This window comes from Microbulbifer sp. SAOS-129_SWC, from assembly GCF_039696035.1.
GTDB lineage: Bacteria > Pseudomonadota > Gammaproteobacteria > Pseudomonadales > Cellvibrionaceae > Microbulbifer.
Map to the genome: position 1 here is coordinate 4,061,104 of NZ_CP155567.1, position 20,876 is coordinate 4,081,979.

Below are 20,876 nucleotides of genomic sequence, written 5' to 3' on the forward strand. Positions count from 1 at the left end.
CAGCGCGGCGCGGGGTCACCAGTAGTGGTAGTGCAGGCGCTCGTTCTTGCGCGGGCCGTGAATCTGCCAGATCAACTCGATCTCGCCGCCGCGCAACAACAGTTCCGCGCTGTAGGTATCATCGCCACACAGATGCGGCGCGGCCGAGCGGAAGCCGTGGTCGGTGACTGGCTGCAGCTCGAACAGTACCACCGGCTCGGCGCGGCGCAGGTGCTCCAGCTGTACTGAATGCGCAAAGCGCGTCCAGCGGTAGCTGTTCTGCAGCTGCACGGTGCGCCCCTCGCTGTCGGTGAACTCGGCACGCTCGCGGAAAATGATCTGCAGCTCACCCGGTACCACCACAATGCTGCCGCGGGCGTGGCCGCGCCAGTTGGTCTTTGACCCCGGGCCATTGCTGGCGGTAAAGCTGAACTCGGAAACTTTCGCCAGGCGCAGCCACAGGTCATCGAGCGCTTTACAATGCGGTTCACTATCAATATTCACTACTAGACCATGCCACTGCTGATTTTCGTTACCATTCTGTGGGCCTTCTCCTTTAGCCTGATCGGTGTCTACCTGGCGGGCAACGTAGACAGTTATTTCGCGGTACTGACCCGCGTCCTGCTCGCCGCGCTGGTATTCCTGCCACTGCTGCGCCCGCGCGCCTGTGCGCCGCGCACAGCCCTTACGCTGATGGGAATTGGCGCGCTGCAGCTGGGGCTGATGTACCTGTTCTACTACCAGTCCTTTCTGCTGCTCAGCGTACCCGAAGTACTGCTGTTTACCATTTTCACGCCGCTGTATATCGCGCTGTTCTACGATCTGCTCGCGCACCGCTTCTCCCCGCAAAACCTGTGCGTCGCCGCGCTGGCGGTGGCTGGCGCCGCGATCATCCGCTGGGGCCAACCGCGCGGCGACTTCTGGCTCGGATTCCTCGTCGTACAGGGCGCCAACCTGTGCTTTGCCCTCGGTCAGGTGGCCTACAAGCAGTTTATGCAAAGCGCGCCGACGGTGCCTGCGCGCCATCTGTTCGGCTGGTTTTACCTCGGCGCCGCGCTGGTCGCAATATGCGCCTGGCTGTGGCTGGGCAAGCCGCAGTACCCGCACACGGCACTGCAGTGGGGCATACTGCTGTGGCTGGGACTGGTCGCCTCGGGGCTCGGCTATTTCCTGTGGAACAAGGGCGCCACCCAGGTTTCCGCGGGTACTCTCGCGGCAATGAACAATGCGCTGATTCCGGCAGGACTGGCGGTCAATCTGTTAATCTGGAATCGCGACGCCGACCTGCTGCGGCTCGGTCTCGGCGGCGCGGTCATCGCGGCGGCAGTCATTTTCAACGAGTGGCGGATCCGGCGGCAAACACCACCGGACTGAAAATCGCCACCACGTGGCAGAGAAATAACACAGGGAAGTTATGAACAAGCGTATACCGGACCTCAAACAGCAGCTGCAGCAGCTGGTGGCCTGCCCCAGCGTCAGCGCCACCAACCCCAACCTGGATATGGGCAACCGCGGCGTGGTGGAGCTGCTGGCCGCCTGGCTGGAAACCCTCGGCTTCGCCGTGGAGCTGATGCCGCTGACGGGACAGCCCGACAAAGTCAATATGATCGCCACCCTGGGACAGGGAGACGGCGGGCTGATCCTCGCCGGGCATACCGACACCGTCCCCTACGACGACGGCAAGTGGCAGTCGGACCCGTTCAAACTGGACGAGCGCGACAACCGTTTCTACGGTCTCGGCAGCACCGACATGAAAGGCTTTTTTCCGCTCGCCATCGAGGCGGCGAAAAGCTTTATCGACAAGCCGCTGCAACAACCGTTGATCATTCTCGCCACCGCCGACGAAGAAACCTCCATGGCCGGTGCGCGGGCGCTGGTCGAGGCCGGCAGGCCGCGGGCGCGCTGCGCGGTGGTGGGCGAGCCGACCGGACTGCAACCGATCCGCATGCACAAGGGCGTGATGATGGAAGCGGTGCGCATCACCGGCCAGAGCGGCCACTCCTCCAACCCTGCGCTCGGCGCCAACGCACTGGAGGCGATGCACGGCGCCATCGGTGAGCTACTCAAACTGCGTGCCGAGTGGCAGAGCCGCTATAACAACCCCGGCTTTGCAGTACCGGTACCGACAATGAATCTCGGCTGCATCCACGGCGGCGATAACCCCAATCGCATCTGCGGGCACGTAGAACTGCAATTCGACGTGCGCCCGCTACCGGGCATGGCACTCGACGACCTGCGCGCGGAGCTGGATCAGCGCCTGCACGCGAGCGTCACCGACCGGAAATTTACCCTCGACTATGCGCCGCTGTTCCGCGGCACTGAAGCCTTTGAACAGGATGCGAATTCGGAGCTGGTCAAAACTGCAGAAAAACTCACTGGCCACAGTGCCGGGAGTGTCGCCTTTGGCACCGAGGCCCCCTATTTCAAGAGTATGGGTATCGATACCATCGTGCTCGGCCCCGGCGATATCGACCAGGCGCACCAGCCGGATGAGTATCTGGGGTTGGAGCGTATCGAGCCGATGGTGGAAGTGCTGCGCGGATTGATTGCAAAATTCTGCCTTTGAACTCCGAAAGGAACTTAGAGCTTCAATGCGAAGGTTCTGCTATCGATGGCTGTTTGCGGTACCAGGAGCTTCACTTTTAACTTCGGCATTCTTTCTGACCGTAAGTCCCGAACCTCGATTTACGGTATATTCACCAGAGCCCCATAAAACACGGACTGCAACTTAGTGAGCGACAACAACGCCTCCCTGAACTGGTTTCGCCACGCCGCGCCCTATATCAATGATCTGCGCGGCCGCACGCTGGTAATCGCGATTCCCGGCGACGCGCTGGAGCACACCAATTTCCGCAACCTGGTGCACGACCTGGCGCTACTCGCCAGCCTTGGTGTGCGTCTGGTGGTGGTGCACGGCGCGCGCCCGCAGGTCAATCGCGCACTGGCGGAACGCGGCATCGACAAGCAGTTCTGCGGCAATACCCGCGTGACTGATCGCGACACACTGGAAATCATCAAGGCCGCCGTGGGCAAACTGCGCTTCGATATCGAGGCGGCGTTTTCCCAGGGGCTGCCGGACTCGCCGATGGCGCGCTCAGCGCTGAAAGTGATTTCCGGCAACTTTGTTACCGCGCGTCCGATCGGCGTGCTCGACGGCGTCGACCTGCGCTGGACCGGCCGCGTGCGGCGCATGGAGGTCAAGACCATCGAACGCGCGCTGGAGCAGGACGCACTGGTATTGCTGTCGCCACTCGGCACGTCACTGACCGGCGAGCTGTTCAACCTGAACTACCTTGACCTCGCCGCCGAGGCCGCGCAATCACTGCGCGCGGAAAAACTCGTGCTGTTCCGCGAGGCCCCGCAACTGCAGGTGGACGGCGAAGACGTACACGAGCTCAGCATCGTGCAGGCGGAGCAGGTCGCCGAACGGGTCGCCAGCGAGACCCTCAGCTGCGCCATCCGCGCCTGCAACACCGGCACACCGCGCACGCACCTGCTCAGCTACGCCCGCGACGGCGCCCTGGTGCAGGAGCTGTTCCGCCGCGAGGGCGCGGGCACCATGATCTACCGCGACAGCTATGAAGTCGTGCGGCGCGCGCGTATTACCGATGTCGGCGGCATCCTCGGCCTGATCCGGCCGCTGGAGAAGCAGGGCATCCTGGTGCGTCGCTCACGGGAAAAGCTGGAGGCGGAAATCGAGCACTTCACGCTGGTGGAAGTGGACGGCACGGCGGTGGCCTGCGCCGCGCTCTATCCGATCCGGGATCAAGAGGGCGAGACCGTGGCCGCGGAAATCGCCTGTGTGGCGAGCCATCCCGACTTTCGCGGCGGCGGGCGTGGTGCCAAACTCCTGCATCACCTGGAGCGCCAGGCTGGCGCGCTCGGCATCGACGAATTGTTCGTGCTCACCACCCAGACCGAGCACTGGTTTATCGAGCAGGGATTCCAGCAGGTGGCGGTCGCCGACCTACCGGTCTCGCGCCAGTCGCTGTACAACATCCAGCGCAATTCGCGCATATTGCGCAAACACCTATCGGCGCAAAATAGCCGCCTCTAAGCGCCTTTTTCCGGGATAAATATCGCGAAAAATCTCCCCAGCCACCGGGGTGGCGCAAACTGCTCCCAATTTTGGTAATCTGCGCGTCCGGGCGCGGCTCGCCCAATGGCCGCCGCGCCGCATCCTCCCCGCGCGGAGGACTCTTGTGTGCCAATGAATCTGTAGCGGAAATTCCCCATGCCCGAGTATCGCTCCCGCACCTCCACCGCCGGCCGCAATATGGCCGGTGCCCGCGCCCTGTGGCGCGCCACCGGAATGAAGGACGACGACTTTCACAAGCCGATCATCGCCGTCGCCAACTCCTTCACCCAGTTTGTGCCCGGCCACGTGCACCTGAAGGACATGGGCCAGCTGGTAGCGCGGGAGATTGAAAGGGCCGGCGGCGTGGCCAAGGAATTCAACACCATCGCCGTGGACGACGGTATCGCCATGGGGCATGACGGTATGCTCTACAGCCTGCCCAGCCGCGAGATCATCGCCGATTCGGTGGAATACATGGTCAACGCCCACTGCGCTGACGCACTGGTGTGTATCTCCAACTGCGACAAGATCACCCCCGGTATGCTGATGGCCGCCATGCGGCTGAATATTCCGGTGATCTTTGTCTCCGGTGGCCCGATGGAGGCCGGCAAGACCAAGCTCGCCGATCACAAGCTGGATCTGGTCGACGCGATGGTGATCGCCGCCACCGACTCCGCTTCCGACGAGCAGGTGGCCGAGTATGAGCGCTCCGCCTGTCCCACCTGCGGCTCCTGTTCCGGCATGTTCACCGCCAACTCGATGAACTGCCTGACCGAGGCCCTGGGCCTATCGCTGCCGGGCAACGGCACCCTGCTGGCAACCCATGCCGACCGCGAGCAACTGTTCCTGCGCGCCGGGCGCGAAATCGTCGCGCTGGCCAAGCGCTATTACGAACAGGAGGATGACGCCGCGCTGCCGCGCTCGATTGCGAACCGCGCCGCCTTCGCCAACGCCATGGCGCTGGATATCGCCATGGGCGGCTCCACCAACACCATCCTGCACCTGCTCGCCGCGGCCCAGGAGGGGGAGGTGGACTTTACCCTCGCGGATATCGATCAGCTGTCGCGCCGGATTCCGCAGCTGTGCAAAGTGGCGCCGAATACGCCGAAGTACCATATCGAGGACGTGCACCGCGCCGGTGGCGTGATGGCAATTCTCGGTGAGCTGGAGGCGGGCGGGCTGCTCGACGCCTCGCTGCCGACTGTGCACAGTGCCAGCATGCAAGATGCGCTGGCACAGTGGGATATCCGCCGCACCGACGACGCGGACGTCCACCGCTTTTTCCGCGCCGGCCCCGCCGGCATCCCCACCCAGACCGCCTTCAGCCAGGAGTGCCGCTGGAACAACCTCGATGGCGACCGCGAAAACGGCTGTATCCGCTCGGTGGAACACGCCTATTCCGCCGAGGGTGGCCTGGCGGTCCTGTTCGGCAACCTGGCGCCCGATGGCTGCGTGGTAAAGACCTCGGGCGTGGAAGAATCCCTGTGGAAGTTCGAGGGCCCGGCACATATCGTCGAGAGTCAGGAAACCGCCGTGGCGCACATCCTCGACGGCAAAGTGCAGGAAGGCGAAGCGGTAATCGTGCGCTATGAAGGGCCCAAGGGTGGCCCCGGCATGCAGGAGATGCTGTATCCCACCAGTTACCTGAAATCCAAGGGGCTGGGCACCTCCTGTGCACTGATCACCGACGGCCGCTTCTCCGGCGGCACCTCCGGCCTGTCCATCGGACACGTTTCCCCGGAAGCTGCCGCTGGCGGCACTATCGGCCTGGTCGAAGACGGCGATACCGTCCGCATCGACATTCCCGCCCGCGTGATTGAAATCGCGGTGGACGATGCGGAGCTGCAGCGCCGCCGCGAGGCCCAGGCTGCGCGTGGTAGCGATGCCTGGAAACCGCGCGAGGAGCGTCCACGCAAAGTCAGTCGCGCGCTGAAGGCCTATGCCCTGCTCGCCACCAGCGCCGATCGCGGCGCGGTGCGCGAGATCGACTGAGGCCGCGCGGGAGTTGGTAAATATGGCGGGAGCCTGCCCTGCAAGCGCGGTATTCCGATAACGGAGTGTGTCGCCCGCGCAGCAGGCTCCCGCAATGCATCGAACTACTCCGCGATTTCGTAGGTGATGCGGTTGCGTACGCCGTGGCGCTCTACCGCTTCACCGTCGCGGATCTGCGGCTGGTATTTGAAGCGCGCCGCCGCGGCCACCGCAGAACGATTGAACATTTCAGTGGGGTTTCCGGCACCGTCGTAGCCGGCTACTGCGCGCACATCGCGCACGCTGCCGGTTTTGGTGATCGTGAACTCCACCACCACATAGCCCTCGATGCCCCGCTGCAAGGCAATGCGCGGATAGCGCGGTGCCGGTTTGAAGACCGGGATAGGATCCCGATAGCTGACGTTATCGCCGACGCCGGGATCCACCGGCGGCGGGGGTGCGACCAGCGTGGGCAGCAGAACCTTGTGTACCTTGGTCTCGACCGGTGGGACTGGCGGTGGATCGGCCGGATCCACCGGTTTCACCGGCGGCTCGAAGCGCGGCGGGGTCCGCTTCAGTTCTGGCAGTACCACGCCCTGGACCCGGATAGTGCCGCCGTTATCCGGTGCGCGGTAGTCGCGGTCGATCAGTTGACTCATACCCAGCACCAGCGCCACCGTGACCAGCGATGCAAGGGCGAGATTGCGGCCGAATTGCAGGCTTCTGCCCAGGGCGGGCAACAGACTGTTTTCGGGAGGATTGGATTGCAGCAGATAAGCTCTATCCATAACACCACTCCTTATTATTTTCAGGGTGTTTGAACCTGGCGACTGAAATCGCCGTGAATGGAAAAGCTGATCAGCTAATTTAACCAATTAGTCTAATTTTTCGGGATTGCAACTTTTTCCGCGCCAAAGTGCAAAAATTGCATAAATAACACACAAAAAAAGGCCGCACATTGCTGTGCGGCCTTTTTATTGATTGCAACTGCTAGGAGATTATTCCTCTCCGAGTTGCTTCGCGCGCTTCTGCTCTTTCTCAATAAATACAATGTACTGTTGAGCGAACTTCTTCGAGCGATCGTCTTTGGCAGCCTTTTTGAAAGCGGTCAACGCTGCATCGTATTTCTTCAGGTTGGCATTCGCCATACCCTGAACAATATACAGCTGGTCATCGCGCTTCACGCCACCTTTCTTCAGTGCCTTGCCGGCGACTTCCAGGGCCTTACCATTCTTGTCCAGGTCCAGGTAAATACCGGCCAGACGTGCGTAGATATCGCCCTTGTCAGACAGCTTGCCAGCGGCCTCAAGTTGCGGGATTGCCTTTTGCAGCTCCTGAGCCATCTGGTAGGCCTGAGCCAGGGTTTCCAGATTCTTGGAGTTGCGCTCGATCTTCTTGTCCTTGATCCCTTTGCTGATCACTTTGGAAGCCTTGTACGGCATCTCGTTACCCATAAAGAGATAAGCCATGTTCAACAGCTCTTTCTCTTTCTGCAGGGCTCCGGCGATGTAAGCCGCTTCCATCATGTACAGCTGGTCTTTTTCCCGCTTGAGCTGGCCGTACATGCCGGCGAGCTGCTTGTAGTACTCCGCTTTCGGGTAGTGCTTGACCAGCTTTTCCAGGATACTGGTAACGGTCTTGTAGTCGTCTTTCTCGTAGTAGAGGAAGCGCTGCAAGCTATACCAGTTCTCCTTCGGCACCTTGCCACCTTTCTCGAACATCGACACTGATTTGTTGATGTACTTGAGCGCATTACCCTGATCGCCTTTCTGGTAATACATCTGGGCGAGCAGTGCGTAATCCGTGGCACTGATGGTTTCCGATGCGGCCATCCACTTCTTCATGTAAGTGAGGGCCTGATCGTAGTTCTCCTGGATGAAGTACAGCTGGGAGATCGTCTTGTAGGTGTTCAGTTCGACACCGACCGGGATATTTTGTACACCCTGGGCAAGTACTTTCTTGTAGGCTGCAATCGCCTCCTTGTACCGCTCCATGCTGTAGTAAACAAAACCGGAGAAATAGTACGTTTGCGCTTTTTCATACGCGTTGTACTTATCCATCTCGGATTCCATATCCCGCAGGCCGGCCAGCGCTTCTGGCCAGTTCTGCTTGTCGGCAGCTTCCTGCACCTTACCGAGCTTCTTGAACACGTTTTGCCGCATCGCCGGGACTTTACGCGTTTTTTCCGCAGCTTGAGCCTGGGCGAAGGGTGCCGAAACACCCGCCGCCTGCAGTACGGTTACGCTCACGGCCGGGGCCAGCACCAGGGGCAGCGCCACGGACGTGCGCAAGACGAATCTGGAGATCCCCTTCGTCATGGTCGTCAACTTCATATGCGTCCCCTTTAGTTCTTCTGCAGATCGAAGCTGATCTTGGTTTTAACACCAGGAACTTCGATCGCCTGACCGTCGACCACCCGCGGCTTGTACTTGTACTTCAACGCCGACTTGAGCGCCGAGCGGTTGAAGATGGTGGTGGGGTTACCGTCTTTGGTAAACGCCTCGACCACACGCGGATCACGTACAGAGCCATTTTTGGTTACGGTGTACTCGATAATCACATAACCCTCGATACCCCGCTGCAGTGCACGGCGTGGATACTGCGCCGCCACTTTCACGATCGGCAGATAATCACCCTCACTGGCAAAGTTGCCGAGGCCACCGAGTTTCATGTCGGCATTGGCGCGCGGCGCAGCCATATTGAGGGAGCTATCCACATCGGGATTGTCGAACTCAGGTTCCGGCATTTCCGGCGGCGGAGTCTCCGGCTCGTCGGGCTTGTCCGGTTTACTGGTGTCGTATTTGGTTTCGATCTTTTGCTCAGGCATCACGATATCGGCAACTTTGATGGTCTCCTTATCCTCAGGAGCCTTCATGTTTGCCGCAATCAGCAGATGCATGGTTAAGATCAGGGCAAAGGTGGTGACTACCGCCAGCACACCCGCCCCTACTAATCTTACCGGATTCATAGCTGTTAACTCTTTTCTGTCGCGACCGAAACTTTCTCGATACCGACCTTTCTGGCTGCATTCGCAATCAGAGCAATCTTCTCGATACTCGCTTTCTTATCGGGCTGAATTACCAACCATCCCTTGGGATTCTCGGCGTAAAGACGCTCGAGCTTAGACTTGACCATGCGGTCGTCCACTTTTTCCTTGGCAATCCAGATTTCGTTGTTGGAATTAATCGCAACCAGAATGGAGGTGGCTTTGAGTTCAGCTTGTGTCGCTTCCGGCTTGACCACTTCGGCACCCGGCTCCTTGATAAAGGTCGCGGTGACGATAAAGAAGATCAGCATGATAAACACCACGTCCAGCATGGGCGTGAGGTCGATCGCTCCTGCTTCTTCTTCTGCCGTATTTTGTCTCTTGCTCATAGCAACTCTCTTAGCGAACTTCTCGGCCGGGCCCCGAAGGGCCGCGGCGAAAGTTTCTGGCCTGGCTAAACCTTCTAAGCAAAAAGCGTGTGCCGTGGGCCCCGCCTTTTGCCCTATGTGGTGCCTTAGTGATCCATCGTCAGATGGTCTTCCAGCAGCTGGCTTTCGCGCTCCGCCTTACGTGTGACGTAAGTATTTGCAAACACACCGGACAGTGCCGCCACCATACCTGCCATTGTAGGAATGGTGGCCATGGATACACCACTGGCCATTTGCTTGGCGTCACCGCCACCGGTAATCGCGAGAACCTCGAACACGTTGATCATGCCCCAGACGGTACCCAGAAGCCCGAACAGGGGCGCCAGGGATACACAAGCCTGAATCATGTCCAAATTGCTGTTGATCTTCTCGGATACCCGGGAAATCAGCGCGTAGCGGATCTGGTGGGCGTTCCAGGATTTGCGCTCGGAGCGCTTCTCCCATTGATCCACAGCCGTCTGGACATCGCCCTTCATCGACTTGTGGAAATAGAACACCCGTTCAAAGATCAGCGTCCACATAAAGAAGGTCAGGCCGGCGATCAGAAAAAGTACTGGCCCGCCCGACGCCATAAAGGCGTTGACGGCGGCCCATGCGTCATTTAATGCGTGCATGTTGCCGCCTCCTCTTATTTACGCTCGGCGTTTTCCGCCACGATACCAGTGCTCTGCTCATCCAGGATGTGCAGGATGCGCTTGGCACGGCCGTTAACGATGGTGTGCATCAGCACGGTCGGAATCGCTACAACCAGACCCAGTACGGTGGTTACCAGGGCGCCGGAAATACCGCCAGCCATCGCTTTCGGGTCACCAGCACCAAAGATGGTGATAGCCTGGAAGGTTACGATCATACCGACAACGGTACCCAGCAGACCCAGCAGCGGGGCGACCATGGAGATGATCTTCAGCAGGTTCAGGCCGGACTCGATGGCCGGGCGCTCTTTCAGCACCGCTTCTTCCATCTTCAGTTCCAGAGTCTCGCCGTCGACACCCTTGTTCTCATCGGCCACAGCCAGAACACGACCCAGCGGGTTGTTGGTGTTCGGGGTCTCGGAGCGCAGCTGCGCGTTAACGCGGGCACTAACACCGGACAGCACGATCAGACGCCAGATAGCCAGCAGCATGGCGACAACACCTACCGCGGAGATGATGTAACCAACCGGGCCACCCTGGTGCCAGCGCTCAACAATGCTCGGGCTGTTGATCATGGCCTTCAGGTAAGAACCGCCAGTCGGGCCAGTCGGGTCGATACCCACCGGGCTGAAACCGGAAGTGGCAGTCTGCAGGTCTGCAGCCATGCTCTGGTACTTGCTGTCGGGCTGACGGATCAGCTCGGCCATTTTGTTGCCGTCGGTCATTTCCAGGTACTTGCCGTTGGAAACCAGGTTGAAGTTACCAATACGGACCACTTCCTGTTCGGCTTGCTCGCCGTTCGGCTTGATCACGGTACCGGTGAACTTGACCACTTTGCCGTCTTCGACGATTTCACGCTGCAGCTCGTACCACAGACGCTCGATCTCATCGATGGTCGGCAGCTTGGTCTGGGAGTTCATTTTCCCGATCAGCTTGTCGAGGAACTCGGTGCGGCCAGGATACTGAGCGGACACCAGAGAGCTCTGCAGGTTGGCGCGCAGGTCGCCAGCGGTGGAGGTCAGGTGACCGAACAGCTCTTTCAAGGAGCCCATGCGCTCGTCCAGCTGCTTGCGCTTCTGCTGAACCGCAACTTCCTGCTCCTGGTACTTCTTCTCGAGCTCTGCGGAACGGGCCTCTTCGGACGCGCGGGTGTTCTGCGCCTTGGTCAGCAGGGCCTGCTGATTGGCCTTCTGACGGCGGAACTCCGCTTCGCGCTGGCGGTGCTCTTTGGTTTCAGCGATCTTGGACTGCTGAACCATCTTCAGCAGCTGATCCAGAGAAGTGGCTTTCTCTTCCGCAACGGCGCCGGCACTGATCAGGCCAGCCGCTGCTACTGCGATTAGGCGTTTGGCGATAGTTTTCATTGCGCTGCCTCCGGAGCCGCAATCGGCATGGTCATAATGTCGGTGCTAGCCTGCTTCTTGGCGATCTTCAGGCCGTTCATGATGGCACGACGGTATTCGCCGGCATCGATCTCAACCCAGGCACGCTTTTCTTTGTCGTAGGCCAGGGAGATCTTGGAATCGGTGGTCTGAGCCAGCAGGGCGATACGGCCGATCTGCAGTACGTTGACTTCGCGATCGGTGCCATTCACGTTCAGAGTGTCACCGTAGCTGGTGATCTTGCGCGCGTATTCGGCTTCGAAGTTGTACAGCTCCAGAACCTCGCGGAATTTCTCCGCAACGTTCACGTCAGAGCGGTCCATATCCTTCTTCACGTGCTCGAGGTTGCTCATGCGCTCGTCCAGCTGGAAGGGTGCGTCCAGCTTGATGAACTGCTCCAGGCTGTCCAGCATTTTCAGGATCAGCGGCTGGATCTGGCGCTCGATAACAGTGACGTTTTCGATGGATTCGTTCAGGTCCTTGATCACGGCCAGCTGGTTTGCCAGCTGCTTCTCAAGCTGGCGATTGTAAACGCGCAGGCCATCGATTTGCTTGTTAACTACTTTGAAATCCTGCAGCAGACCGCCAGTTTCTTCGGCGATCTTGTCGATGCGCTTCTGAGACGACTGGGCAGCAGTGGTTTTTTGCTGCTCGACGGCGAGGACGTTATTGAGAGTATCCGCAGTGGCTACGCTGCCGTACAGTGCGCCGGCAGACAGCGCAGTGGTCAGCGCCACAGCCATGAATCGCTTGGTTTTCATTAGACCCCCCAGTGGGTTCAATATTTCACAACATGGTCGCGATGAGTTAGCTGCCACAACGCGGTTTCGATTTGGTGTGAAGACAGCTAAGAGCCGCACATTGTAAACAGCCGATTTGATTATTCAAATGTCGATTGACAGTATCGACAGCGGTGTGTAGCACGGTAACAAATGGGTAACAAAATCGGGTGCCATGCACACATTCGCGACACTATTTACGCTGTGGGCGATGAGTGAATTTACCAGCAAGAACACAAATCGATCAAACTGATTTTATTTTGACCTGTCGTACTGGACTATGCAGTAGTTGTATTCATCCCTGTCCGACGCCGGGTAACACTCGCGCGAAGTCTCGCTCCAGTTTTCATCCAGCGCCGGGAAGAAAGCGTCGCCCTCGACTTCGGCATCCACCTCGGTCAGGTACAGACGCGCAGCCAGCGGCAGCGCCTGGCGATAAATCTGCCCGCCACCGATCACCATGATCTCGGTGATGCCGGTGCCCGCCGCCGAGCGCCGGGCCATTTCCACGGCGGCCTCCAGAGACGACGCACAGGTTACCCCATCGGCGCGCCAATGGGGATTGCGCGTGATCACAATATTCTCGCGTCCCGGCAGCGGGCGGCCGATGGACTCGAAAGTGTGGCGCCCCATAAGCACAGGTTTCCCCAAAGTGGTGCGCTTGAAGAACTTTAGATCGCCGGAAATGCGCCACGGCAGGCCATTGTCGCGGCCGATTGCACCATTGCGGGCCACGGCCGCGATCAGGGCAATGGGAGTGTCTTGCTTCATTTATACAGCCACCGGTGCGGGGATATGCGGATGGGCCTGGTAGCCGCGCAGCTCGAAATCCTCGAAGCGGAACGCAAACAGGTCGGAGACTTCCGGGTTCAGGTGCATCTGCGGCAGCGGCAATGGCTCGCGGGACAGCTGCTCCTCCACCTGTTCCATATGGTTGGAGTACAGGTGGGCGTCGCCGAAGGTGTGGATAAAGTCCCCCGGCTCGAGGCCGCACACCTGTGCCAGCATCAACGTGAGCAGGCTGTAGGAGGCGATATTGAACGGTACGCCGAGGAAGATATCCGCACTGCGCTGGTACAGCTGGCAGGACAGCTTGCCGTCGGCCACATAGAACTGGAACAGCGCGTGGCAGGGCGCCAGCGCCATGCGCCCGGCGGCGGCGTTGTCCGCCGGCGATACGCCCTCGTCGGGCAGGTCGGCGGGATTCCAGGCGCTGATAATCAGGCGGCGCGAATCCGGGCGGGTCTTCAGCTGCTCGACAAGCTGGCTGATCTGGTCGATATGACGACCGCCCGGCGCCGGCCAGGAACGCCACTGATAGCCGTATACCGGCCCCAGGTCACCGTTGTCATCGGCCCACTCATCCCAGATGCGCACACCGTTTTCCTTCAGGTAGGCGATATTGGTATCGCCCTTCAGGAACCACAGCAGCTCGTGCACGATCGAGCGCAGGTGGCACTTTTTGGTCGTGATCAGCGGGAAGCCGGCGGCCAGGTCGAAGCGCATCTGGTAGCCGAACACGCTCAGGGTGCCGGTGCCGGTGCGGTCGCTCTTGCGGGTGCCGTTGTCGCGCACGTGGCGCATCAGGTCGAGGTATTGCTTCATTTAACGCACCCCACTCTTCGCCTGTTTTTTCGACTGTTCTGCCGCGGCGTCACCGCCGCGCCCCTTGGGCAGCGGCTGGGTGCGGTAGCTCCACACCAGGATGGCGATACCGGCAGCGATCATTGGCAGGCACAGCTCCTGGCCGCGGGTCATCCAGCCGAACCACTCATAGCCGATCTGCGCGTCCGGCTGGCGCACGAACTCCACAGAGAAGCGGAAAATGCCGTACAACAGCAGGAACAGGCCACCCACCGCCAGCCGCGGACGCGGCTTGCGCGAGAACCACCAGAGCGCGCAGAACAGTACCAGGCCCTCGAGGGTCGCCTGGTACAGCTGCGACGGGTGGCGCACCAGCTGCTCGGGATCCCGCGGGAACACCATGCCCCAGGGCACATCGGTGGGCCGCCCCCACAGTTCGCCGCCGATAAAGTTGCCGATACGCCCCAGGCCGAGGCCAATGGGCACCAGTGGCGCGACAAAATCGATCAGTGCCGGGAAGGTAGTGCCGACCTTGCGCGCGTACACGGCTGCCGCCACCATGACCCCGACCAGGCCGCCGTGGAAGCTCATGCCGCCCTCCCATACGCGCAACAGCGACAGCGGCTCCGCCACCAGTTGCGGGAAGTCGTAGAAGAACATGTAGCCGAGACGCCCGCCCACGACCACACCGATGGCGCAGTAGAGAATCATATCCTCCACCTCGGACTTGATCACCGGCGACCAGGGCTTGGCCGCGCGCCGCAGCGCGAGCCGCCAGGCAGCCAGGAAGCCCAGCAGGTACATAATCCCGTACCAGTGGATCTGCGGGTGGACCACCTTGTCGATAAACGGGATGGTATAGGTCCCTAGATCAATCGCCACGGGGTCGATTTGCGGGTATGTCAGCATAAAAAATTCACAACAGTTGGTGAGCACAGTTTATTAAGGCGGCGCCAAAATAGAGCACAAACACGCTATTTTGATGTCGCCCGAGCAATTCGGGTACTGGCGAATAATCGCCCCGCCCCGAACGCGTGCACCGGCCGCAATCGACCTTGGCCCAGATTGCGGCCGGGTTACTATAAGGCACAGGAGTTTACCAGTTTCCACGGCCCGGGGTGACCGGCTGCGCCACTTCGCGGGTCGCACCGGCCTTTGGCCGCCAAATAAGTGACCATCGAATATGTGCCTGGTTCTATTCGCTTACCGCAGCCACCCACTTTACCCACTGCTGCTGATCGCCAACCGCGACGAGTTCTACCGGCGCGCCAGCGCCCCCGCCGCGCCCTGGCCCGGTGAAAACTTGGTAGCCGGGCGTGATCTGGAGGGCGGTGGTACCTGGGCCGGCATTGCCCGCGGCCGTGCGGCGGCCGTCACCAACGTGCGCGAACCCGGTCGGCCGGAGCCACATCTGGCGCTGTCGCGCGGCGACATCCCGCGCGACTTTCTCACCGGCGAATCCACCCCGGAAGACTATGCCGCCGGCCTGGACGGCCCGCGCTACCGCGGCTTCAATACGCTGCTGTTCCAGCTCGGCGCCGAGCGCGAACTGGTGTGCGCCGGCAACCGCCACCGCCCCTTCACTGTCGAGCCCGGTATCCATGGGATCTCCAACGGTGCCCCGGACGCGCCCTGGCCCAAAGTGCGCAGAGGCCGCGAGGGCCTGGCGCAGCTGTTGCGCGACGCCGGCGAGCAGATCGACGAGCGCGGTTTCGTGCTGCCGGCCCTGGCGCTGCTGCGCGACGACCGCCCCGCCCCCGCCGCCGACCTGCCGCACACCGGTGTCAGCGCGGCACTGGAGCTGGCGCTGTCGCCGCTGTTTATCCACATCGAGCCCGAAGACTTTGCCCAGGCATCCACCGCCGACCAGCCCGGCGGTTACGGCACCCGCGCCAGCACCGTGATCGCCGTGGACCACCGCGGCCGCAGCCAGCTGTGGGAACAAAGCTACCACCGCGGCCGCGCGAACGGACCGCTGCGTCATTTCACGCTCGCTTGAGGCCCGCCTCCGCGAACAGCAGCACCCCCAGCAGCCCCCCCCGGTCACAGATTTTTCCCCCGCGTAAGGTCAAATGAAATCTACGCCAAGCAAAATTTGCATTTGTTGCCATACTTAATTTCACAGACAGGCATTGGTTGAGTTACGCGCAAGGTGACCGCCACCGCCGTCTATATAAGGAAGGTCGCGCGGGACGCATGACACAGGTGAGCCGTCGATAGATTCGACGAACAACAGGATCGGCTCGCCGCAGGTTGGGAAGGTATGAACGATCTGGCGTCCGGCAACAGGCCACTGATGGCAAACCGGGCCCCTGCAGTATCGCTGAGGTACCATGTCTTATTTCAACCCTGAGCGCCGCAAACGCAAATCTCTGCTGCCGCTACTGCTGCTCGGCAGCCTGTGTGTGTTTGCCCTCTACTACGCCTTTAGTGCCAACCAGAAAACCGTACCGGTGCTGCCGGAAAACGCCGTGCGCCCGCACCTGGTACGCTGGCTGGAGAAAGCCCCGGAAAGCTGGCCGGCCCAGGACCCGATATTCAACCCGGCCGCGGTACGCCGCATCTACGAGCGCACCGACTACCGGCTGCTGTGGTTCGACAATTACAGCCTCAGCGACACCGCCAACGACCTGCTCAAGCAGCTCACCGCTTCCAGCTCCGGCAACCCCAGCAGCATGGTCGACTACCGCTACCACCTCGGCTACTTCGACCGCACCCTGCGCGACACGCCGCAAAAGTTGCAGATGGCCGCCGTGCTCGACGTGCTGCTGACCGACGCGTTCGTGTCCTACGCCCGCGACACCCAGCTCGACAAGCTGAACCCGAAAAGCCGACCGCGCCGCAACATCACCCCGGTCAACGGCGCGGAAGGCGGCTTCCAGCTGGTGGGTTTGATCGCCGCGCGCCAGGGCAGTGAACCCAGCGGCCGGCGCTACTTCCGCGGATACACCCGCGGTGCCGACAGCGAAAAATATTCCGATTCCTACCAGCGCGAGGGGCGCGCAAGCCGCGAGCAGATCGACCGTTCGCGCCACTACTCCAGCTCCAGCAACATCCGCTACAACCGCCCCACCTACAACAACGGCTACAGCGCCGGCCGCACCAGCAATGAGCGCTTCGCCGCCGGCGGCCTGCCGCCACGCAATGCCCAGCGCGACTACCGCCACAGCAACGGGCTGCCGCCCATCGTGCGCGCGGGTGCCAGCGAAAACAGCGAGGGCCCCTACATCGAAGAGTACCGGCGCTTCGGCGGTGAGGCCGCGGCGCTGCGCAGTGAACTGGCACGCATGCGCCAGATCGCCGCTAGTGGCATGTGGCGCCCGCTGCCACCGGGGCCGGCGATGACCATCGGTGCCAAGCACCCCCATGTCGCGTTGCTGCGCAATATGCTGGCCCTGTACGGCGATTACCGCAGTTACAGCGGCGAGTACAACAGCGACAAGTTCGACCGGCGCCTGCACGACGCGGTGATCCGCTTCCAGACCCGCCACGGCCTCAAACCGGACGGTATCGTCGGTCGCGCGACCCGCCAGCGCCTGAACCTGTCGCCGACCGCGCGCGCGCAGATCATCGAGAGCAATATCCGCCGCCGCGAACAATTGCCCACAGAACTGGGCAGCCGCTTCATCCAGGTCAATGTGCCCGAATACAAGCTGCACTACGTGGAAAACGGTATCGAGAAACTGACCATGAACGTGGTCGTGGGCAAGAAAAAACACGCGACCCCGGAAATCACCACCCGCGTCAGCAAGGTGATCTTCAACCCGACCTGGACGGTGCCGCGCAGCATCCTGGTCAACGAACTGCTGCCCAAGGCGCGCGCCAATCCCAGCGGCATGCAGGACATGGGTTACCGGGTCGTCAACGCCAGCGGCGAGAACCTGCCGCTGACGCCGAAAAACCTGTCCGCCGCCGGCGCCGGCTCTTACCTGATGCGCCAGATGGGCGGCGAAGACAACATCCTCGGCCGGGTCAAGTTCGAGATTCCCAACAAGTACGATGTCTATCTGCACGATACCCGCGCGCGCACCCTGTTCACCCTCACCAACCGCGACTACAGCCACGGTTGCATCCGCCTGCAGAGCCCCCGCCACCTGGCCGAGGCACTGCTGCGGCCCCAGGGCGACTGGGACCAGTGGCGCATCGACGACCTGATCGCCGGCGGCGACACCACCGAGGTCAAGATGGAGGAGCGGGTACCGGTCTACATCACCTACTGGACCGCCTGGGTGGACGGCGAGGGACGCCTCAATTTCCGCCCGGATATCTATGACAAGGACGGCCTGATGGCCAACCAGCGGTAATCGTTCACCGGCAGTCAAACAGCCCCATCGCCGACTGTTTGATTGCCGCCCCGGCTGCAGTCGCCCACTTCAGCCACATTCCCGAGCCTGCCGCAGTGCCGGCTCGGGCGCGCCGACGTTGTCTATATTGCGCATTATTCCCCAACGGTATTTGGGTATCCCCGGTCACAAGTTACCAATGTGAGCACGGCTCTCAGTCCATACGCGACTCACCGGCTTGCAGGGGTACACCATGGGCGTCGGCATCCAGAAGCAGTTTTTTCGCACCCATTCGCACCAGATCGGTGCCCTGGGCCTGACTCTGGCCCTGGCACTGGCCGCATCGACGCCGGCGCAATCGGTGCCCGCTGATACCGGCGAATCCGCGGCCGGTATTGCCCCGCTGTCTCCCTATCGGCCCATCGGCCGGCAGTACGCGCTGATGCGCGAGGAGCTGGCGCGCTATCTCAGCCTCGCCCGCGGCGACAACTGGCAGCCGCTCGACGCCGGGCCGCCACTGGCGCCGGGCATGCGCGATCCCCGCGTGCGCCAGCTGCGCAGCCTGCTGATGCAGTACGGCGACTATTCCCTCAGCGATCGTACCGGCAGTGACTCCGACGCCGATGTGTACGGCCCGCAGCTGCAACAGGCGGTACGCCGCTTCCAGCACCGCCACGGCCTCAAGGAAGACGCACTGGTCGACAAACGCACGCGCGCGCGCCTGAACGTGGATCCGGCCGAGCGCGCGCGCACGCTGGCGGCCAATCTGCAGCGCTGGCAGCAGATACCCAAGGATCTCGGCCCCCGCTACATCCTGATCAATATTGCCGATTTTCAGCTGCACCTGATCGACAACGGCCGGGAGCAGTACCGCATGCGCGTGGTGGTGGGCAAGCCAGACCACATGACGCCACAACTGGCCACGCGCATGACGCGCGTGATCTTCAACCCCATCTGGCGGGTGCCGCGCAATATCGCCGTGCGCGAACTGCTGCCGAAGGGCGGCGCCAGCCTCGCCGCCGACGGATACCGCCTGGTCAACCACAGCGGCCGCGCCGTGCCCTTTACCTCGCGCAATATTGCCGCCACCCGCCGAGGCAGTGTCAGCCTGCAACAGAAAGGCGGCCCCGGTAATGCGCTGGGGCGGGTCAAATTCGTGATCCCCAACCGCCAGGCCATTTTCCTGCACGACACCAACAGCAAGTACCTGTTCCGGCGCAGCGAGCGCGCCTTCAGTCACGGCTGTATCCGCCTGGAAAAACCGCTGGAATTCGCCCGTATGATGCTGCGGCAGCAGAACCAATGGAGCGACAGCCGTATCGAGCGCGCACTCGCCAGTCATCGCACCCGGGGTATCGCGCTGCGCAATCCCATCCCGGTGTATATCGCCTACTGGACCGCGTGGGTCGACGACGCCGGGCAATTGCAGTTCCGCCCCGACATCTATGGCCGCGACAATGCCGAAAGCGACCGCGCGGGCGGCGATCGCGGCGGCAAGGCGGAGTGACTGGCGATGCATAGATACGTCCGCCGCCTGGCGGCTCTCCTGATCCTGATCGCCTCCCTGCCCGCAGTGGCGGCGGCAGGCAATAGCCCCTCCGCGGTAGCAGCCGTGGAGCCCGCCCACGCCGGTGCGGCCCTGCGCCAACAGGCGCAGCGCTACCGCGCGCTGCAACAACAGTGGCAGTCGCTCAGTGGCAGCCCGCTGCAGCCGGGCGACAAGGACCCGCGGGTCACAGAACTGCGCCTGCTGCTGGCTCTGCTCGGCGACTATCGCGGTCTGCCCGGCCCCCTGTCCGGCAGAGGCAGCCAGAACCCGGCGCGGTTCGATGGTGCCGTACAGGCGGCCGTGGAGCACTACCAGCGGCGCCACGGCCTCACCGCCAGCGGTACCCTGGACAGGGTCACCCTGGCCGAACTGGCAGTGCCGCCCGGCGAGCGCGCGCGCCAGCTGGAGCTCAATGCCGAGCGCTGGGACAAGCTGCCGAACGTCACCGGTCAACGCTACGTGCTGATCAATGTGCCGGATTTTCGCCTGCAACTGGTCGAACAGGGGCGCGTAACGCTGAGCATGAAAACCGTGGTGGGAAAAACCAGTACCCACACCCCCACGCTGCGCACGCGCATCACCAATATTGTGTTCAACCCCAGCTGGACGGTGCCGCGCAGCATCCTGCTGACCGAGCTGCTGCCCAAGGCGCGCAGCAACCCCGAGGCGATGCAGCGCCGCGGTTATCGCGTGGTCAACTACCACAGTGGCGCCACCGCCCCCATCTCCGCCGACGGTATCGACCGCGCCGCCCACGGCCGCGCGACCCTGCGTCAGATGGGAGGCCCCGGCAACACCCTGGGGCGGGTCAAGTTCGTGATGCCGAACAAGCAGGCGATTTACCTGCACGATACCCAGGCGCAGAGCCTGTTCGAGCTGCGCGACCGGGCCTACAGCCACGGCTGCATACGCCTGCAGCACCCCGAGGAGCTGGCCTATGCGCTGCTGCGCCCGCAGGGCTGGGACAGAACCCGGGTCGCCGAGGCCACTACCGGTGACGAGAGCCTCAATATCCGCGTGGATCAGCCGCCGCGGGTGCTCATCACCTATATCACCGCCTGGGTGGATAACCGCGGGCAGGTGCAGTTCCGCCGCGATCTCTACCACCGCGACTCGTCACCGTCCCGCTGAACCGCCCCGACGCCGCATCGCGCCCCGCTGCCCCTTCAGACTCTCCATTCAGACTCAAATACATCATTTGGTCGCAAAAAAAATATTTTTCCGT

Annotated in this window: 19 protein-coding genes; 8 read left to right on the forward strand and 11 right to left on the reverse strand. The window is 61.8% G+C overall.

The annotated features are described in order from the left end of the window. Positions 1 to 15: 15 nt before the first annotated feature. A complete protein-coding gene (locus tag ABDK11_RS17185; RefSeq protein ID WP_346837751.1) occupies positions 16 to 483 on the reverse strand; it encodes a DUF6314 family protein in 468 nt (155 codons plus the stop codon). A 9-nt stretch (positions 484 to 492) separates the two neighbouring features. On the opposite strand from ABDK11_RS17185, the gene ABDK11_RS17190 reads away from it, so the two are divergent. The 4 genes from ABDK11_RS17190 to ilvD all read left to right on the forward strand — a co-directional run bounded on the left by ABDK11_RS17190 (position 493) and on the right by ilvD (position 6,049). Continuing rightward, positions 493 to 1,353 carry a carboxylate/amino acid/amine transporter gene (locus ABDK11_RS17190; RefSeq protein ID WP_346837752.1) on the forward strand — a complete coding sequence of 287 codons (861 nt, stop codon included), beginning with the start codon at positions 493 to 495 and terminating at the stop codon, positions 1,351 to 1,353. Between the two features lie 40 nt (positions 1,354 to 1,393). Beyond that, positions 1,394 to 2,545, forward strand: coding sequence for an acetylornithine deacetylase (gene argE, locus ABDK11_RS17195; RefSeq protein WP_346837753.1), 1,152 nt, complete (start codon positions 1,394 to 1,396; stop codon positions 2,543 to 2,545). A 165-nt stretch (positions 2,546 to 2,710) separates the two neighbouring features. Then, positions 2,711 to 4,036: an amino-acid N-acetyltransferase gene (gene argA, locus ABDK11_RS17200; protein WP_346837754.1), complete on the forward strand. Its 1,326-nt coding sequence runs from the start codon at positions 2,711 to 2,713 to the stop codon at positions 4,034 to 4,036. A gap of 177 nt (positions 4,037 to 4,213) precedes the next feature. Beyond that, entirely contained in the window at positions 4,214 to 6,049 is a 1,836-nt protein-coding gene (ilvD, locus tag ABDK11_RS17205; RefSeq protein WP_346837755.1) for a dihydroxy-acid dehydratase, read from the forward strand. 104 nt (positions 6,050 to 6,153) lie between these two features. On the opposite strand, the gene ABDK11_RS17210 is transcribed toward ilvD, so the two are convergent. From ABDK11_RS17210 to lgt, 10 genes are all read right to left on the reverse strand, one after another. Then, positions 6,154 to 6,816: an energy transducer TonB gene (locus ABDK11_RS17210; protein ID WP_346837756.1), complete on the reverse strand. Its 663-nt coding sequence runs from the start codon at positions 6,814 to 6,816 to the stop codon at positions 6,154 to 6,156. Positions 6,817 to 7,026: 210 nt separating this feature from the next. Further along, positions 7,027 to 8,361 (reverse strand): tetratricopeptide repeat protein, encoded by a 1,335-nt coding sequence (locus ABDK11_RS17215; RefSeq protein ID WP_346837757.1) that lies wholly within the window; start codon positions 8,359 to 8,361, stop codon positions 7,027 to 7,029. A gap of 11 nt (positions 8,362 to 8,372) precedes the next feature. After that, positions 8,373 to 8,996 carry an energy transducer TonB gene (locus ABDK11_RS17220; protein WP_346837758.1) on the reverse strand — a complete coding sequence of 208 codons (624 nt, stop codon included), beginning with the start codon at positions 8,994 to 8,996 and terminating at the stop codon, positions 8,373 to 8,375. A gap of 5 nt (positions 8,997 to 9,001) precedes the next feature. Beyond that, on the reverse strand, positions 9,002 to 9,403 hold the full coding sequence (locus ABDK11_RS17225; RefSeq protein ID WP_346837759.1) for a biopolymer transporter ExbD: 402 nt from the start codon (positions 9,401 to 9,403) through the stop codon (positions 9,002 to 9,004). 125 nt (positions 9,404 to 9,528) lie between these two features. Next, complete coding sequence (locus ABDK11_RS17230; protein ID WP_346837760.1) at positions 9,529 to 10,056, reverse strand: MotA/TolQ/ExbB proton channel family protein; 528 nt, start codon at positions 10,054 to 10,056, stop codon at positions 9,529 to 9,531. Positions 10,057 to 10,070: 14 nt separating this feature from the next. Further along, positions 10,071 to 11,438, reverse strand: a complete 1,368-nt coding sequence (locus ABDK11_RS17235) for a MotA/TolQ/ExbB proton channel family protein (protein WP_346837761.1) — start codon at positions 11,436 to 11,438, stop codon at positions 10,071 to 10,073. After that, positions 11,435 to 12,217: a DUF3450 domain-containing protein gene (locus ABDK11_RS17240; protein WP_346837762.1), complete on the reverse strand. Its 783-nt coding sequence runs from the start codon at positions 12,215 to 12,217 to the stop codon at positions 11,435 to 11,437. Before ABDK11_RS17240 ends, ABDK11_RS17235 begins: the two co-directional genes overlap by 4 nt. A 273-nt stretch (positions 12,218 to 12,490) precedes the next feature. Then, on the reverse strand, positions 12,491 to 13,006 hold the full coding sequence (locus ABDK11_RS17245) for a dihydrofolate reductase (protein WP_346837763.1): 516 nt from the start codon (positions 13,004 to 13,006) through the stop codon (positions 12,491 to 12,493). Beyond that, positions 13,007 to 13,840: a thymidylate synthase gene (locus ABDK11_RS17250; protein ID WP_346837764.1), complete on the reverse strand. Its 834-nt coding sequence runs from the start codon at positions 13,838 to 13,840 to the stop codon at positions 13,007 to 13,009. Next, positions 13,841 to 14,728, reverse strand: a complete 888-nt coding sequence (gene lgt, locus ABDK11_RS17255; protein WP_346837765.1) for a prolipoprotein diacylglyceryl transferase — start codon at positions 14,726 to 14,728, stop codon at positions 13,841 to 13,843. A 274-nt stretch (positions 14,729 to 15,002) separates the two neighbouring features. Between lgt and ABDK11_RS17260 the strand changes: the two genes are divergently transcribed. The 4 genes from ABDK11_RS17260 (at position 15,003) to ABDK11_RS17275 (ending at position 20,782) form a co-directional block, all read left to right on the forward strand. Further along, positions 15,003 to 15,818 (forward strand): NRDE family protein, encoded by an 816-nt coding sequence (locus ABDK11_RS17260; protein WP_346837766.1) that lies wholly within the window; start codon positions 15,003 to 15,005, stop codon positions 15,816 to 15,818. A gap of 334 nt (positions 15,819 to 16,152) precedes the next feature. Next, complete coding sequence (locus ABDK11_RS17265) at positions 16,153 to 18,123, forward strand: L,D-transpeptidase family protein (protein ID WP_346837767.1); 1,971 nt, start codon at positions 16,153 to 16,155, stop codon at positions 18,121 to 18,123. Positions 18,124 to 18,355: 232 nt separating this feature from the next. Continuing rightward, on the forward strand, positions 18,356 to 19,609 hold the full coding sequence (locus ABDK11_RS17270; RefSeq protein ID WP_346837768.1) for a L,D-transpeptidase family protein: 1,254 nt from the start codon (positions 18,356 to 18,358) through the stop codon (positions 19,607 to 19,609). Between the two features lie 6 nt (positions 19,610 to 19,615). Then, positions 19,616 to 20,782: a L,D-transpeptidase family protein gene (locus tag ABDK11_RS17275; protein WP_346837769.1), complete on the forward strand. Its 1,167-nt coding sequence runs from the start codon at positions 19,616 to 19,618 to the stop codon at positions 20,780 to 20,782. The last annotated feature ends 94 nt before the right edge of the window (positions 20,783 to 20,876 follow it).